The 14973-nt window shown below is 51.5% G+C and carries 15 protein-coding genes; 5 read left to right on the forward strand and 10 right to left on the reverse strand.

The features are described 5' to 3' along the window. Positions 1 to 5: 5 nt before the first annotated feature. The 9 genes from sctU to O3276_RS23500 all read right to left on the reverse strand — a co-directional run bounded on the left by sctU (position 6) and on the right by O3276_RS23500 (position 7441). Complete coding sequence (gene sctU / locus O3276_RS23460) at positions 6 to 1067, reverse strand: type III secretion system export apparatus subunit SctU (RefSeq protein WP_269673471.1); 1062 nt, start codon at positions 1065 to 1067, stop codon at positions 6 to 8. Then, positions 1064 to 1855, reverse strand: coding sequence for a type III secretion system export apparatus subunit SctT (gene sctT, locus O3276_RS23465; RefSeq protein WP_269673472.1), 792 nt, complete (start codon positions 1853 to 1855; stop codon positions 1064 to 1066). Before sctT ends, sctU begins: the two co-directional genes overlap by 4 nt. 2 nt (positions 1856 to 1857) lie before the next feature. Further along, positions 1858 to 2121 (reverse strand): type III secretion system export apparatus subunit SctS, encoded by a 264-nt coding sequence (gene sctS, locus O3276_RS23470; protein WP_101748640.1) that lies wholly within the window; start codon positions 2119 to 2121, stop codon positions 1858 to 1860. Next, positions 2114 to 2782, reverse strand: a complete 669-nt coding sequence (gene sctR / locus O3276_RS23475) for a type III secretion system export apparatus subunit SctR (protein ID WP_101748641.1) — start codon at positions 2780 to 2782, stop codon at positions 2114 to 2116. The genes sctS and sctR overlap by 8 nt, the downstream gene beginning before the upstream one ends. A gap of 57 nt (positions 2783 to 2839) precedes the next feature. After that, positions 2840 to 3811: a type III secretion system cytoplasmic ring protein SctQ gene (gene sctQ / locus O3276_RS23480; protein ID WP_269673473.1), complete on the reverse strand. Its 972-nt coding sequence runs from the start codon at positions 3809 to 3811 to the stop codon at positions 2840 to 2842. A gap of 8 nt (positions 3812 to 3819) precedes the next feature. Next, positions 3820 to 4593 carry a type III secretion HpaP family protein gene (locus O3276_RS23485; protein WP_269673474.1) on the reverse strand — a complete coding sequence of 258 codons (774 nt, stop codon included), beginning with the start codon at positions 4591 to 4593 and terminating at the stop codon, positions 3820 to 3822. Positions 4594 to 4605: 12 nt separating this feature from the next. Then, complete coding sequence (sctO, locus tag O3276_RS23490) at positions 4606 to 5109, reverse strand: type III secretion system stalk subunit SctO (RefSeq protein ID WP_269673475.1); 504 nt, start codon at positions 5107 to 5109, stop codon at positions 4606 to 4608. 4 nt (positions 5110 to 5113) lie between these two features. Next, entirely contained in the window at positions 5114 to 6457 is a 1344-nt protein-coding gene (gene sctN / locus O3276_RS23495; protein WP_269673476.1) for a type III secretion system ATPase SctN, read from the reverse strand. A gap of 477 nt (positions 6458 to 6934) precedes the next feature. After that, the gene (locus tag O3276_RS23500) at positions 6935 to 7441 is read right to left on the reverse strand and encodes a type III secretion system chaperone (RefSeq protein WP_101748737.1); all 507 of its coding nucleotides are present in this window, start codon (positions 7439 to 7441) and stop codon (positions 6935 to 6937) included. 246 nt (positions 7442 to 7687) lie between these two features. Between O3276_RS23500 and tadA the strand changes: the two genes are divergently transcribed. The 5 genes from tadA to O3276_RS23525 all read left to right on the forward strand — a co-directional run bounded on the left by tadA (position 7688) and on the right by O3276_RS23525 (position 14354). Beyond that, complete coding sequence (gene tadA / locus O3276_RS23505) at positions 7688 to 8182, forward strand: tRNA adenosine(34) deaminase TadA (protein WP_269673477.1); 495 nt, start codon at positions 7688 to 7690, stop codon at positions 8180 to 8182. Positions 8183 to 8389: 207 nt separating this feature from the next. After that, positions 8390 to 12316 (forward strand): phosphoribosylformylglycinamidine synthase, encoded by a 3927-nt coding sequence (purL, locus tag O3276_RS23510; protein WP_269673478.1) that lies wholly within the window; start codon positions 8390 to 8392, stop codon positions 12314 to 12316. Between the two features lie 41 nt (positions 12317 to 12357). Then, complete coding sequence (locus O3276_RS23515; RefSeq protein WP_269673479.1) at positions 12358 to 12828, forward strand: outer membrane lipoprotein; 471 nt, start codon at positions 12358 to 12360, stop codon at positions 12826 to 12828. A gap of 69 nt (positions 12829 to 12897) precedes the next feature. Beyond that, positions 12898 to 13206 carry a hypothetical protein gene (locus O3276_RS23520; protein WP_269673480.1) on the forward strand — a complete coding sequence of 103 codons (309 nt, stop codon included), beginning with the start codon at positions 12898 to 12900 and terminating at the stop codon, positions 13204 to 13206. Between the two features lie 299 nt (positions 13207 to 13505). Then, entirely contained in the window at positions 13506 to 14354 is an 849-nt protein-coding gene (locus O3276_RS23525; protein WP_269673481.1) for a sulfurtransferase, read from the forward strand. An 11-nt stretch (positions 14355 to 14365) separates the two neighbouring features. Here O3276_RS23525 and O3276_RS23530 read toward each other — a convergent pair whose 3' ends face one another. Next, on the reverse strand, positions 14366 to 14614 hold the full coding sequence (locus O3276_RS23530; protein WP_269673482.1) for a hypothetical protein: 249 nt from the start codon (positions 14612 to 14614) through the stop codon (positions 14366 to 14368). Positions 14615 to 14973 lie beyond the last annotated feature (359 nt).

The following is a 14973-nucleotide window of genomic DNA, read 5'->3' on the forward strand; positions in this document are numbered from 1 at the left end:
GTCAGCTACTCGCCGGGCGACTCACCCTCATTTTCCTGCTCTTTAATTTCCTGTACCCAGCGGAATACTTCGGCAACGGGCTCAATCAGCTCGCCGGGAATAAAATCGGCAATGTTTAAATGAAACAGGGCATGCGCCAGTGGTACGTTTTCAAGAACAGGAATGCCTTCTTTTTCAGCAATTTTGATAATAAACCGGGCATGACCACCACGACCTTTTACCGTGACAATAGGCAGTGGCGTCTTACCCTGGCGGTACTGCAAACCAATGGCCAGATGGGTCGGGTTTTTAATAACCACGTCTGATTTGCCGGTGTTTTCCGCCTGGTTGAGTATTTCCTGATGAATTTCCTTCCGCTTACCTTTGATCTCCGGGCTGCCTTCACTCTCTTTATGCTCCCGTTTGACCTCATCCTTGCTCATCCGGTTCTGTTTCATAAAGTTGTAGCGCTCAAACATATAGTCGAGGACGGCAATAATCACGAAAGCAACCATGGCGTAGAGCAGCAGCTTTTTTATCAGATGGGCAGCGACCGGTAATATGCATGAAGTGCCGCAATAGGGCATGTCAACCATGTCGCCCACACTGCTGTAAATGACGTAATACACAACAAATGACAGAAACAGGATTTTGATCACCGACTTGAAAAACTCCATCAGGTTTTTCATGGCGAAAATCTTTTTCAACCCGCCAACCGGGCTGATTTTGCTAATATCCGGTTTAATGCCTTCAGGCGCAAACAGCAGGCCAAACTGCATGACGTTGCCGATAATGGCGGAAAACATGGAGACCGCAACCAGCGGAATCAGCAGGTCCATGGTTAAACCAAGAATACCGTGGGTAACAATTTTGAAAGAGACTTCAAAGGGTTCGTTATAGCTCAACGTGGGAAACACCACCATCTGCTTGATCTTGTCAATAAAGGTGTCACTCATGTACCAGAGCGTTGCCAGTACCGCGATAAGGTTAAAGGTGCCGGACACTTCCTTACTTTTGGCGACCTGGCCTTTTTGCCGTGCATCACGGAGTTTTTTGGGGGTGGGCTGTTCGGTTTTTTCTGCACTCATTTCCAGATCACTCCCAACGATTCAAACATCTCGGGGATTCCCATCATGTGCTTTTGGGATAATTCCAGAATGGTTCCCATGTAAACCACCAGAATAGCAAGGGCAACACCAGACTTAATAGGCATGGCCAGGATGAACACGTTCAGCTGGGGAGCCGCCCGGCTGATCAGGGCAATGCCGAATTCGGTGATGAACATGCAGATGATGACCGGCGCAGAGAGCCACATGGCCAGTTTGATAATCAGGTCAAACTGGCCAAGGAAAAACGTCACCGCGTCCTGATTGATATTTGGGAAGTAGCTGAAAACCGGCCAGACCTGATAGGTGAGCATCATGCTTTCCAGCATCAATAGAAACAGCCCACTGGTCATGATCATGGCAATAAAGGCCTGGCTGAACAGGATGCCCATCGGGGAGGTTTCTGCGCCGGAAAACGGGTTGAGGGTACTGGCCATGGAAGCACCCCGCTGGTTATCAATAAAAAAACCGGCAGCTTCCATTGCCCAGAATGGGATCGCCAGGACGAAACCCATGATGGCACCGATAAACACTTCTTTGATCACGATGCCACCGGTGTCGTAGATTGTCAGTGTTTCGTCGGGTTTGGTCTCAGACAGCATGGGGTGCATGAACAGTACCAGGCTCATGCAGATGCCGTTGCGAATCATGGACCCACCAAGGTTCCGTTTGTGCAGCATGGGCAGAACGGTAAACATGGCAACGATGCGAGGCATCCCCATTGACAGGATGTAAAACCACTCTTTCAGATCATCAATGGGCAGGATCATGGTCAGAGCCTTTCGAACATATCCATCACGGCCACTGAGAAGTTATAGACCTCGATGCCCATCCAGCGGGATGTCAGGAAGATACTGATAATGACCGCGACCAGTTTGAAGGCAAATGGCAGTGTCTGTTCCTGAATCTGGGTCAGTGCCTGAATCAAACTGATCAGCAGGCCAACCGCCGATGCCGCGATGATAGGAGGCATGGACAGTAACAGTGTCAGCCAGAGTGCCTGGGCTGTGAGTGTCAGTATATGCGGGTCATGCATAACTTAGCACCAGTCCGTGGATTAGCCGGGTCCAGCCATCCAGCAGTACGAACAGCAAGAGCTTGAAGGGCAGGGATATGGTCATGGGTGACACCATCATCATACCCATGGCGAGAAGGATGTTAGAGACGATCAGGTCAATAACGATAAACGGCAAATAGAGCAGAAAGCCAATCTCGAACGCCTTGGTCAGTTCCGTGATACAGTAGGACGGCATCAGAACCACCAGGTCATCTGCGCTCAGTTGTGCCTGGTACGCCTTTGGCCACAATATTCTTGCGGTTTTCAGAAAGAAGTTTCTTTCCCGCTCCGTGGTATTTTTTTTCAGGAAGTCCCGATAGGGGGCTATCAGCAGTTCGATGTTATTCATCAGCTCTCTACTGTCTTCACCCTGAAAGCTGATGTTCTCCTCTTGCGCGATATCCCATGCCTCAAAACCTACCGGTGCCATGATGTAAAGCGTCAGGATAATGGCCAGGGCATTCATGGCAATATTGGGAGGAATCTGCTGCAGACCGGTAGCGTTTCTGAGAATGGAAAATACCACCACCAGTTTCAGGAAGGATGTACCCATCACCGCAAGAAAGGGCACCAGCGCCATCAGCGCCAGTGGGATCATCAGATAAAATGGACTGGTGAGAGTAATTGCGCCGCTTTCCATAGTCGCCTTTTCCAGTCTCAGAGTATGAACAAGAGACGTTATTGTTTAGGTGGTCAGTCAGTCGACAATTCTGGTAATACGTGCACCCAGTCGATTATTTATTTGCACCAGCTGGCACTCGGCAATCAATTTGCCGCCGGCACGAACCTTAACCGGTTGTTCGATGGGACGATCCAGCTCAAACACATGGCCAGGCTGAAGAGACTGGACTTCCTGTGCGGTGAACTGCTGCCGCCCCACTTCGAATACCAGGTCAATCTCAATATCTGACAGGTCGATAGGCTCCTGTTCATGATGCATTTGATCGTCTTCCATTGAGTCCATCCTGTGCTTGATGGTGATGTGAGAACCCTCTGCTTCCCCGATGAAAGCCGTATCCGGGTTAACTCTGATAATCAGCTGCTGCCCGGTGACGTGGTAATTAAAAAATACAATGTCACCGACACCCAGGGCGCTGGTTTCCTCTTTAGACAGTTTTGCCCGTCCAAGTTCAAGACCTGCCCAGATAGGTATATCGGTGGATTGCTCCCGGATATGAGTGGGCAGCAGTTTGAGCAGCTCAAAAACAATGGGCGTGCTTTCCAGGTAAATGGGGTACTGCGTACCGCCTATCCGAATATTCATCGCCAGTTCTGCACGCTTTGATTTATCTTTATTCGGTGCCAGGTCAGTGAACTGGATGGCAATGCCAAGCCCCTGCATCAGATGCTCCAGCAGGTTTTGCAGCCTGTTCCCCAGGGCGGCCAGCATCAAGTCTTTTGGCAGTTTCAGCAGTATCTTGCTGTTCAGATTGTCCGGCATGATCAGGTCAATGAAGGCACTGCCGGTGTACAGAGAAACGGGCTGGTGATTGATTTCCAGCTGCATGCAGATAGCAGGCATGGTTTCCGGGGCAATACTGCCCAGGGATATGTCCCACCTGTCCTCATTAACCGGCAGTGCAAGCTCTGTCTGGCGGTTGCTGAGGATTTGGCCAAGCAGCAGCTGCGACGGTGAGACAGAGGGTAGATCAAGAGTTTCTGCTGCCATGGTTCAACCTATGCCCGGTCGTTTCTGGGAGAGTTCTGGTCGTTATCATCTTCTGCCGCATACTGGTTACGGGAGCGACCATCACTGTCCTGGTTATCGCCACCTGACATATTGATATTTACCTGAACCTTGTCGTTGGAGAATCGCTCAGCCAGCATTTTCTGCAGGTTGGCTTCATGCTGGGCCAGAAAATTTCCGGCTTCTGCTGATGTGGTGTTCATGGTGACTGTCAACTCGCCACCGTGTCTCTGGATTCTGATCTCGGTACCCGGCAGCACATTGTCTTTCAGGGAAATGCGAACTTCTGCCCCATTCACCGCATCCTTGGCAGACACCTGTATTTGATCGGCCATCTTCTGAAGTGCCGTATCAACTTCTTTTACGCTGCTGGTCTGCTGGATCTCACGAAGCTGGGTATCAGCTTTAATCGGGTTCTGAGCGTTATTGACCATGACATGCTCAGAGCCATCGCGCGCATTCTGGAACATATTCTCACTACCCTTCTCTTCCTGAGAACCTTCGCGAGAACCTTTTTCCTGGCGTCCCCTGATGGCATTTTTAGAGTTTTTGTTCCGCTCGGCCAGCAGGCTTTCCAGACTTTCCAGGCTTTGCTCCTTATCGCCACCCGTTTTTTTCTCTTTGCCACGCTTTTCTTTTGCCATGCGATCCGCAAAGTCATTAGCCTGCTTATCGGATACATTGCGACTTTGCTGGTTAGCATCATTCTGTTGCGGGGGTGGGGTTGGCTGAGTACTGGTTTGATTCACGCCGTGTGTTGACATGATGATTAACTCCTATTCCTTGGATTTAACGGTAAATTCTTCCATTTCCAGATCTTCAAGACGTTTGGCTTCTTTCTCAGCCTCCTCATCCTGAACCTTGCAGAACTCCTCAAACTTCTCCACAGCCATCTTGGCTTTAAAGTGAGCCTGTCTCGCTTCTTCCAGGACCTGCTCCGCTTTGACTACCTCTTGTTGTGCTTCTACCACCCGTTGTTCTGCATCGGCAATGGCCTGTTCCAGGGAGGCATCTTTCTCCCGTAACATGGCAACTTTCTGCTTCAGCAGATCCAGATCATGCTGCTGAACACTGGTGTTCATAATGTTATCGTATAGCCGCTGTTCTTCTTGACTGCGCCATACAACATACTCTTCCAGATCCTGTTGACGTTGTGCCACTTCCTGCTTGCGTTGTTCGACCTCCTGATGGGCGAGATCCAGCTCATGCTGACAGCGCTTCACCTCCCGTTCAGCCGATTCCTCCCGGATATTTTTAACCTTCAGCAGATCATGCAGCATCTTCTCAGTAACCTACGATTTGCTGTAGTTGGGCAATTGTCTGGTCGAGGGGCATCAGTTCATCCGTTCTCTGCTTGAGAAAAGAGCGGATGGTTTCAATTTTCTGAATCGCCTCATCGGCCAGTGGGTCAGCCCCCTGTTTGTATTCCCCGACTTTGACCAGTAACTCAATATCTTCATATTTGGACATCAGGGCTCTTGCCCGACTGACCGCCGCCCGGTGGTCTTCGGTCGTAATGGCATTCATTACACGGCTGGCACTGGCCAGCACATCAATGGCCGGATAGTGCCCTGATGCAGCCAGCTTTCGGGAGAGAATGATATGACCATCAAGAATCGAGCGGGTTTCATCCGCTACCGGCTCGGTCATGTCATCCCCTTCAACCAGCACGGTGTAGAGGGCCGTAATAGAGCCTACATCTGACATCCCGGTGCGCTCCATCAGCTTGGGCAGGGTGGCAAATACCGAAGGCGGGAAACCACGACGGGTCGGTGGTTCTCCGGCGGCCAGTCCGATCTCACGCTGGGCACGGGCAAAACGGGTGACAGAGTCCATAAGCAGAAGAACCCGTTTGCCTTTATCACGGAAAAACTCAGCAACGGCTGTTGCGGTGTACGCGGCTTTGGAACGCTCCATGGAGGACTTGTCGGAGGTCGCCACAATAATAACTGACTTCTTTACCCCCTCCGGGCCAAGGTCGTGCTCGATAAACTCCCGCAGCTCCCGTCCCCGTTCACCGATCAGGGCCAGTACGGTGACATCCACTTCCGCTCCCTTAACCAGCATGGACAACAGGGTACTCTTACCACCACCGGCCGCTGCAAAGATCCCCATTCTCTGCCCTTCACCACAGGTTAGAACGCCATCAATGGCTTTAACGCCCAGGGGAATGGGGTGGTCAATAATTCTTCGGGTCATGGGGTCGGGGGCATCGGTATAAACCGGGTAATGGGCTTCAGGCTCAACGCCATTAAATGCGTCAGGGTTTAGTGGGTTGCCCATACCGTCCAGCACATGCCCCAGCAGGTGAGGGCCAACGGCTACGTGGTGTACTTTGCCGGTTGGAATAACTTCAGTGGTGGAGGAGATCCCCATAATTTCACCCAGGGGGGAGAGTACCGTCTCATGTCCCTGGAAACCGACCACTTCGGCGTATGAGTTCCGGTCGCTGTCATCCGGGTTATTGGGGGATACCAGCTCGCAGAGCTCACCGATTTTGACTCCAGGCACCGCCGCTTTGATGATCATTCCCTGTACTTCAGTAACACGGCCACGAATATCAATCAGCCTGCCGCTTTCCACGGTGCTTTGCAGCGCATTTGTGAGATAGTTAAAAGTTTGGGCCAACGTGATGCCTCCATTATTTTTCTTGCTATGGATATGCTGCTATCGAGATCCTTCTATTTTCCATGCTCGGTAAATGCAGCATTACCTGCCCTGACAGCATGGAGTTATTAAGTAGCTAACCATATGAAATCACATATTTCTGACTCCTTGTTCAGGCACTCTGCTTCGTTACAACTCCGGTCACATAGCTACGGCTATGCTCCCTCCGTTGTGCCTCGCATAGCACCTGCCAAGTAGCCAGAAATATGTGATTCCATATGGCCAGCTACTTATCCAGACGCGGCAGAGTATAGTTGCTCTACTCAATACGTGGCTGAAAAACCGGATAAAGGATTCCCGAATCCATTACAGGCTGCTATTTCTCTTTCGGCCTGATGATTTCGAGCTGAAATGGTGTTGGTAAAATAAATGCAGATAGGGGACGTAAAATAAAAGAAGGGCTGTAAAAGCCCTTCATGGTATTGGGTATTTTGGGAGTTACACCATCATTCCCATATCGCCGGGGCCTCCGGGAGCTCCTCCGGGACCACTCTGGGGGCGGGGAGGGGTGGATGTTGAAGAGGTCTGGTCCTGCTTGGACTCATCCAGCTCACTGACACACCATTCCAGAGTGTTGACGAACTTTTCCAGGGTGGACTCGAATAAACCATAATCACAGGAAGCCTGCAGGGAGCGAATCAGCAGTACTTCAGTTTTGTCATGGTTCAAGGCCAGAAAGGCACCCTGCATACTGTGGTGCTGGAGGTTCAGTGAACACATTTTTTCCAGCAGTGTGGTTTTCTCCGGACTGTCATGGGTAATCATGGGTCGAACAGAAGCAACAAATACCAGCGCCTCATCATCTTCCAGATACTCCATGTTCACGATCAGGGTGTCGTCAAAACACAACCCGCAGGCATCGTGTTCGTTTAATTTGAGTTCTCCCAGGCCGATGCTCTGGGCAAAGTGTTGTAGATGCTGTTCTACATTCTGCTTGAAAGACATCAGGCCCTTCCCTCCAGTGATTTATTTTTCATAATTGAGCAATTTATTTTTGATAGGCTATTTATAGCTTAGACACTATATATAGCTCAGACATTCGCCATGGGAAAAAATTCCATAGATTTAATCGGCGGATTGTCACATTTCATAAAAAGCTGAAAATAAATTCGCCAATCAGGGGATGAAAAGCCTGCCGTTTTACTTCATGATGCAAAATCGCTCAAGATTGTCAGGTTTGGTAGAAAGTTTGTGATTGATGACACCATTTGGATGAAAGCAGCCCTGCTGGAAGCTGATAAAGGCCGTACCCTGGGCGAGGTGCCCGTCGGTGCAGTCGTGGTTAAGGAGGGTCAGATTATTGCCCGGGCGTGTAATCAACCTATTTCATCCTGTAATCCCGTTGCTCATGCTGAAATTCTGGTACTTCAGTCAGCGGCTGCAGCCATTGGCAACTACCGTCTGCTGGATTGTGACCTCTATGTTACGCTGGAGCCCTGCACCATGTGTGCAGGTGCGATTGTCCACAGTCGGATTCGTCGCCTGATCTACGGTGCAACAGAACCCAAGGCCGGTGCCATTGTCAGTGCCGCAAGGGTTCTTGAACAGCCTCAGATGAACCACCGGGTAGAGGTTACCGGAGGTGTCCTTCAGGATGAATGCAGTGGGATGATCAGCGAGTTTTTTCGTTTTCGCCGTCAGCAGATTCGTGAACAGCGGGGAAAGCAGCCTTTTGTTGATAAATAGCCTGTGACTGCTGGTTTCCGAAGGCTGGTTTCGATTATTATAGGCAGCCTTTGAATATCCCCCTGAGTTGAGAGGCTAAAGCATAAGGACTGGCTTGTAATCCAATCAGGAAGTGGCCACTCATCCGGGCTTCCTGATGTTTATTATTAGCTCACCCAGGCTGTAGCTCCTCACTAGCTGTTAATTGGCCCGAGGACAGACCAGAACATGCTGATACTGCGTGGCACCCCTGCACTTTCCCAGTTCCGCCGTCAAAAGTTGCTTGCTCAGCTGCAGAGCCAAGTACCAGAGATTTCCTGTGTTGTTGCTGAATTCCAGCATTATGTGAAAATCCAGTCGTCCTGTGCACAAGGTCTGAGTGAGAGGCAGTCTGATATTCTGGCCAGACTGTTGACTTACGGCTCAAAGATTCAACAGACAGAGCCTGACAGCTTTTCTTACAGATCAGAATTTCTGGTGGTTCCCCGTCCGGGCACGATTTCCCCCTGGTCCAGTAAAGCATCCGATATTGCTCACAATTGTGGCCTCGGTATGATCCAGCGAATCGAGCGAGGCGTTCGGTTTGTGGTGTTTGCGGATACCCGTTTATCAGAAGATCAGGAAACCCGGATTGCAGATTTGCTCCATGACCGGATGACCCAGGCCGTCTTTCGTGATGAGGGTGAAATTACCAAACTGTTTGCTGTGGCCGAGCCAGCTCCAATGACCACGGTGTCCGTGCTGGAAGGCGGCAGGGAGGCACTGGCTGCGGCTAACTCCTCCCTGGGCCTGGCACTGGCTGAGGATGAAATCGACTATCTGGTAGAGAGCTATCAAAAACTCCAACGGGATCCTACGGATGTTGAGTTGATGATGTTTGCCCAGGCGAACTCGGAACACTGTCGGCATAAAATTTTTAATTCCTCATGGAGTATTGATGGTGAAGCGCAGGATCTTTCCCTGTTCAAGATGATCCGAAATACTCACGCCCTGCACAGTGAAGGGGTGCTGTCAGCTTATAAAGATAACGCCTCGGTCATTGAAGGTTTCCAGGCAAAGCGGTTTTACCCGGAATCTGATAGCCGTGAATATGGTTTCAACGAGGAAGATATTCATATCCTCATGAAGGTAGAAACCCACAACCACCCGACGGCCATTGCACCCTGGGCGGGTGCCGCCACCGGATCTGGTGGCGAAATTCGTGATGAAGGTGCCACCGGTAAGGGATCCAAACCCAAGGCAGGTCTGACCGGTTTCACCGTATCTAACCTGAACATTCCCGGCTATAAACAGCCCTGGGAACAGGATTATGGCAAGCCAGACCGCATTGTCTCGCCGCTGGAAATCATGATCGATGGCCCATTGGGCGGTGCCGGTTTTAATAATGAGTTTGGTCGTCCAAACCTGTGTGGCTATTTCCGTACCTTTGAGGCCAGCGTCAAAGGCGTTGCAGGTTATGAGGTTCGTGGCTATCACAAGCCCATTATGCTGGCCGGTGGGCTTGGCAATATCAAAGCTGAACACGTTGAAAAAGGGGAGATCCCGGTGGGTGCCAGGCTGATTGTCCTGGGCGGTCCTGCCATGCAGATTGGCCTGGGTGGTGGCGCGGCCTCTTCCATGACATCGGGTGAAGGTCAGGAAGACCTGGACTTTGCCAGTGTGCAACGAGACAACCCGGAAATGGAGCGTCGTTGTCAGGAGGTAATCGATCGTTGCTGGCAGCAGGGGGACAGGAACCCCATCGCATTCATTCACGATGTGGGGGCCGGTGGTCTCTCCAACGCGCTGCCTGAACTGGTGAGTGATGGTGGCCGGGGCGGTCACTTCCAGCTGCGCGCCATTCATAATGATGAACCGGGCATGTCGCCGCTGGCGCTCTGGTGTAATGAGTCCCAGGAACGTTATGTGATGGCGGTAGCGGCCGAAGACCTTCCACGCTTCGAGGAAATCTGTCAGCAGGAGCGTTGCCCTTATGCCGTGGTAGGTGAGGCGACCCAAGAGCAGCGGCTGCTGGTGGATGACAGCCACTTCAATAATCACCCGGTGGATATGCCGCTGGATGTACTGCTGGGTAAACCACCCAGGATGCACCGTGAGATTCAACGTCAGTCCTTCGAGCGTGATCCCCTGGACCTGAGCGACATTAAGCTGCTGGAAGCGATGGAGCGGGTATTAAAACTGCCATCGGTTGCCAGCAAGAACTTCCTGATCACCATTGGCGACCGAACCATTACCGGTCTGGTTAATCGTGACCAGATGGTGGGCCCCTGGCAGGTACCTGTGGCAGACTGCGCGGTGACCGCAACGGCTTTTCAGGGCTATACCGGCGAAGCTATGTCCATGGGCGAACGCACACCGCTTGCCCTGATCAATGCCCCTGCTTCAGGCCGCATGGCGATTGGCGAGGCGATTACTAATATTGCTGCTGCCCGTATTGGTAAAATCGGCGATATCAAACTGTCGGCCAACTGGATGGCCGCAGCAGGTCATCCCGGTGAAGATGAAAACCTGTTTGATACGGTTAAGGCCGTGGGTATGGAGCTTTGCCCGGCACTGGGCATTGCTATTCCGGTGGGTAAAGATTCCATGTCCATGAGCACCCAATGGCAGGAAAATGGGGAAGATAAGCGTGTCACTTCACCACTGTCTCTGGTTATCTCGGCATTCGCCCCGGTTCGGGATATTCGCAAGACGGTGACGCCCCAACTGAGGACGGATCAGGGTAATACTGATCTGCTGTTGATTGACCTTGGTCGTGACCACAACCGACTGGGTGGTTCAGCACTGGCCCAGGTCTATGGTCAGTTAGGTGACTCGGCACCGGATGTTAACTCTCCGGAAGATCTGAAAGGATTCTTTAATGCCATTCAGGAACTGATGGATAAAGACCTGCTGCTGGCCTACCACGACCGCTCCGACGGTGGCCTGTTTACCACCCTGATTGAGATGGCGTTTGCTGGGCATACCGGTATTGCGGTTGATCTGGATAAGCTGGCGGGCAACAAGTCCATGGTTCTGCCAGCTCTGTTTAATGAAGAGCTGGGTGCGGTTATCCAGATGCGCCACCGCGAGAAAGGCCTTGTTAAGGATATCCTGGCTCAGCATGGTCTTGCTGCCTGTTCTCACACCATCGGTACCCTGGCTGCTGGCCAGCGGGTATCGTTTCGGTTCAATGGAACCGAGCTGGTCAGTGAAAGCCGGATCAAGTTCCAGCGCTGGTGGGCAGAAACCAGTTATCGCATTCAGGCGCTGCGGGACAATGCCGAGTGTGCACGACAGGAGTTCGATAACCTGCTGGATGATCGTGATGACGGGCTTCATGCCTCTCTGCCTTACGATATCTCTCTGGATGTGGCGGCTCCTTATATCAGCACTGGTGTTCGTCCAGCCATGGCCATTTTGCGGGAGCAGGGCGTCAATGGTCAGGTAGAAATGGCGGCAGCCTTTGACCGGGCCGGTTTCAAAACAGTTGATGTGCACATGAGTGATATCCTGTCCGGTCGACGCACCCTGGATGAATTTACAGGTCTGGTGGCCTGTGGTGGCTTCTCTTATGGGGATGTGCTGGGAGCCGGAGAAGGTTGGGCCAAGTCCATTCTTTTCAATGAACAGGCCCGTGATCAGTTTGCCCGTTTCTTTGATCGTCGCGACAGTTTTGCCCTGGGTGTATGCAACGGCTGTCAGATGCTCTCCAATCTGCATGGCCTGATTCCCGGTGCTGACTACTGGCCTCACTTTGTCCGCAACCAGTCTGAGCAGTTTGAGGCCCGGGTGGCGATGGTTGAGGTTCAGAAGAGCCACTCAATCTTCTTCCGGGGGATGGAGGGTGCTCGTATGCCAATTGCTGTCGCTCATGGGGAAGGGCATGCCGAGTTTGCTGATCCGTCTCACCTGGAGCGGCTGGCGAACAGTGGTCAGGTGTCATTGCAGTTTGTGGATAACCAGGGCAGGCCCACCACACGTTATCCCTACAACCCCAACGGCTCGGTGCAGGGAATTACCGGCCTGACTTCCGCCGATGGTCGGGTCACCATTATGATGCCCCATCCTGAGCGGGTATTCCGTACAGTTCAAAACAGCTGGCACCCGGAACACTGGGGTGAAGATGCACCGTTGATGAGAATGTTCCGGAACGCACGGGTCTGGGTCGGTTAACAGGAAAGGTCTTTCCTGTTTTCCCAAAAGGAGTTAACGACATGAATTTGAGACGCTATTGGGCCATATTGCCCCTCACTTTTGCCGCTCTGCTGTCAGGGTGTATGACGGACAGCACAGGGACAACCTATTCAAGCAGTGAGGCCCGGCGAATTCAGCAGGTCAGTTTTGGCACTGTTTCCGAGCTGCAATATGTAACACTGGAAGGCACTGAAGGTGCTGTGGGTACTGTGGCCGGTGCCGCCATTGGTGGTATTGCAGGATCCAGTGTTGGCGGTGGCAGAGGCAGTGATATTGCCGCTATCCTGGGCGGCGTTGCCGGTGGTGTGCTGGGGAGCAGGGCTGAAAAACAGCTGACCACACAGCAGGGTATTGAGATGACCATCCGGCTTGATAGTGGAAAATATATTTCAGTGGTTCAGGAGGTTGACCCAAAAGTACCTTTACAGGTGGGTGATTCGGTAAAGATTTTGACGCAGGGAAACACGACTCGGGTTGTTCGAATGCGATAGTTTGGTGGAGCGGGGATTCATCTCCGCTCATAAGTTTTGGCAGCTTTCCGGCTATGGGTGAGGATGGGCATGAGTAACAAGACAATTGCAGTAGTGCTGGCGGCTCTTCTGGCTCTGGGTGTGACTGGCTGGTTTTTCCTGGTTAAAAAGGATAAGCCTGAACCATTGCCCGTAACGGAAGTCATTCCGATACAGCAGGAGGTCATAGACACGCCGGTGGAAGAGCCTGCTTACTCTCCGGGCATCGAATTTGACGAGTCTTCCGAAGAAACCCGAATCATTCTGGAAACGCCGGATAACGGCGAGTTGAGCAACCTGCTTTCGGAAAAAGTGCTTCGTGATGACAAGGTAGTGGACAAGCCCGCAACCGGAAAATGATAAAAATGTGAGACATGTCTCACATTTTTTCGCGTAATCACTGCTATTGCCATCACGAGTGTATTGATAACGTAAACCTTGCATGGATGCACTTGTCACACGGATGTGACCCCGCCAGCTCTGCTGGCGGGTTTTATTTCTCTTCTTAACTTCTCTTTCCTCTGAACTATTCCTCCATTCGAACCACGGTTATCAGGACTGGTTGCAAAGCCGCTATCATTTTTTTACTGTGTGGCAAGAACAGTAAACCTTCATAAATGTTTCATAGTGGTGTGTTAGCAGTCAGACAGAGGTAAGTGATGCCTTTATTATTAGAGCCGGAGATGCTGGCTACCCTGTTGAACGATCAACACCTGGTGGTTCTGGATGCTCGATTCAGTCTCGCCGACCCGAAACAGGGGCGGACTATGTATCACCAGGGACATATTCCGGGAGCGCTCCATGCTGATCTTGAAGCAGATCTCTCCGGTTTAATTATTCCCGGTAAAACCGGCAGGCACCCACTGCCCGAGTCGGCAGACTGGCAGGCAACACTCCGTCGTTGGGGAATGGATAAGCACTCTCAGGTCGTTGTCTATGATGATGGCGGTCATGCCATGGCCGCCAGGGCCTGGTGGCTGTTACGCTGGGCGGGTATCTCTCAGGCTATGATTCTGCATGGCGGCATGAAAGCCTGGCAGGCGGGCCGTTATCCTGTGACCAACGATGTGTCTGAGGTGGCAGAAAGTCAGGCTGATTTTACCATGGGACATATGCCAACGGTTTCAGCGCAGGATCTTATGGCGCAGATAGAAACTGAAGGTAGCCTTAGTTATAAACTGATTGATGCCAGGGCTTATGAACGATTCCGTGGAGAGGAAGAAACCCTGGACTCGCAGGCTGGGCACATTCCCGGGGCGGTATGCCATCCATTCGCCAAAAACCTGGATGAAGATGGCCGCTTTCTTTCAGCGGATCACTTGCGGGAACTATTTACTGCACTGGTTGGCGGCGACTCCCGGCCTGTCTTCTACTGTGGTTCCGGTGTTACCGCCTGCCACAATATTTTTGCCATGGAGCTTGCGGGTTTGTCAGGTGCCACACTGTATCCCGGCTCATGGAGTGAATGGATAACAGACCCCCGGCATCCTGTCGCCAGAGGCCAATAGCTTCGCATCATTCAGAGCAACCCTCGGGATTTTATCGGGCTCAGCTCACGGATGTGTTTCTGCTGAGCCAGCCTGCCAACAATCTGATGCTGACTGGTAAAACCGGAAATGCACATCTTGATTTCATACTGATCCTTTTTGCTGTTCAGCTCAGCAACAAAACTTTTCAGGTGTAACCCGTTCTCGCTGCTGCACTGGAGAATTTGTTCAAGGCTGCCGGGATCACTGGTGGTGATCAGTCGAAGGTTCAACTCGTTCACGCTGTCATTTCCTGTCAGTGGCAAATGGTCATAAAAAAGCCCCCGGACCGGTCAGGGTGCGGGGGCTCGTTTCTGCTTTTCAGCTATCCACGATAACCCCCCCGGAGCATCATAATGGTGCCGGGTTTCATGGTAATCGTGGCAAGCAGTGAAAAATTCATAGTGATAAGTAGGTATACGTATTATTGTTCGGTCAAAACTTATAACAAACCAGATAGGTTATGTAAAGTCTTAAGTTCGGCTAATCAGCGATAATTCTTGATATATCTTCCATAATTATTCATGGAAAAACCTCTCAGCCTTGATGATGTATTCAGGTAGAATGACTGTTTTTAGCGAGTGTGAAAGAGCTGGTGACT

This window comes from Endozoicomonas sp. GU-1, assembly GCF_027366395.1.
In the GTDB taxonomy this organism is placed as follows: Bacteria; Pseudomonadota; Gammaproteobacteria; order Pseudomonadales; family Endozoicomonadaceae; genus Endozoicomonas.

Coding starts and splice junctions, on each gene's coding strand:
- sctU (WP_269673471.1), bottom strand. CDS start 1,067: ATGAGTGCAGAAAAAACCGAACAGCCCACCCCCAAAAAACTCCGTGAT.
- sctT (WP_269673472.1), bottom strand. CDS start 1,855: ATGATCCTGCCCATTGATGATCTGAAAGAGTGGTTTTACATCCTGTCA.
- sctS (WP_101748640.1), bottom strand. CDS start 2,121: ATGCATGACCCGCATATACTGACACTCACAGCCCAGGCACTCTGGCTG.
- sctR (WP_101748641.1), bottom strand. CDS start 2,782: ATGGAAAGCGGCGCAATTACTCTCACCAGTCCATTTTATCTGATGATC.
- sctQ (WP_269673473.1), bottom strand. CDS start 3,811: ATGGCAGCAGAAACTCTTGATCTACCCTCTGTCTCACCGTCGCAGCTG.
- O3276_RS23485 (WP_269673474.1), bottom strand. CDS start 4,593: ATGTCAACACACGGCGTGAATCAAACCAGTACTCAGCCAACCCCACCC.
- sctO (WP_269673475.1), bottom strand. CDS start 5,109: ATGCTGCATGATCTGCTGAAGGTTAAAAATATCCGGGAGGAATCGGCT.
- O3276_RS23500 (WP_101748737.1), bottom strand. CDS start 7,441: ATGTCTTTCAAGCAGAATGTAGAACAGCATCTACAACACTTTGCCCAG.
- purL (WP_269673478.1), top strand. CDS start 8,390: ATGCTGATACTGCGTGGCACCCCTGCACTTTCCCAGTTCCGCCGTCAA.
- O3276_RS23515 (WP_269673479.1), top strand. CDS start 12,358: ATGAATTTGAGACGCTATTGGGCCATATTGCCCCTCACTTTTGCCGCT.
- O3276_RS23520 (WP_269673480.1), top strand. CDS start 12,898: ATGAGTAACAAGACAATTGCAGTAGTGCTGGCGGCTCTTCTGGCTCTG.
- O3276_RS23525 (WP_269673481.1), top strand. CDS start 13,506: ATGCCTTTATTATTAGAGCCGGAGATGCTGGCTACCCTGTTGAACGAT.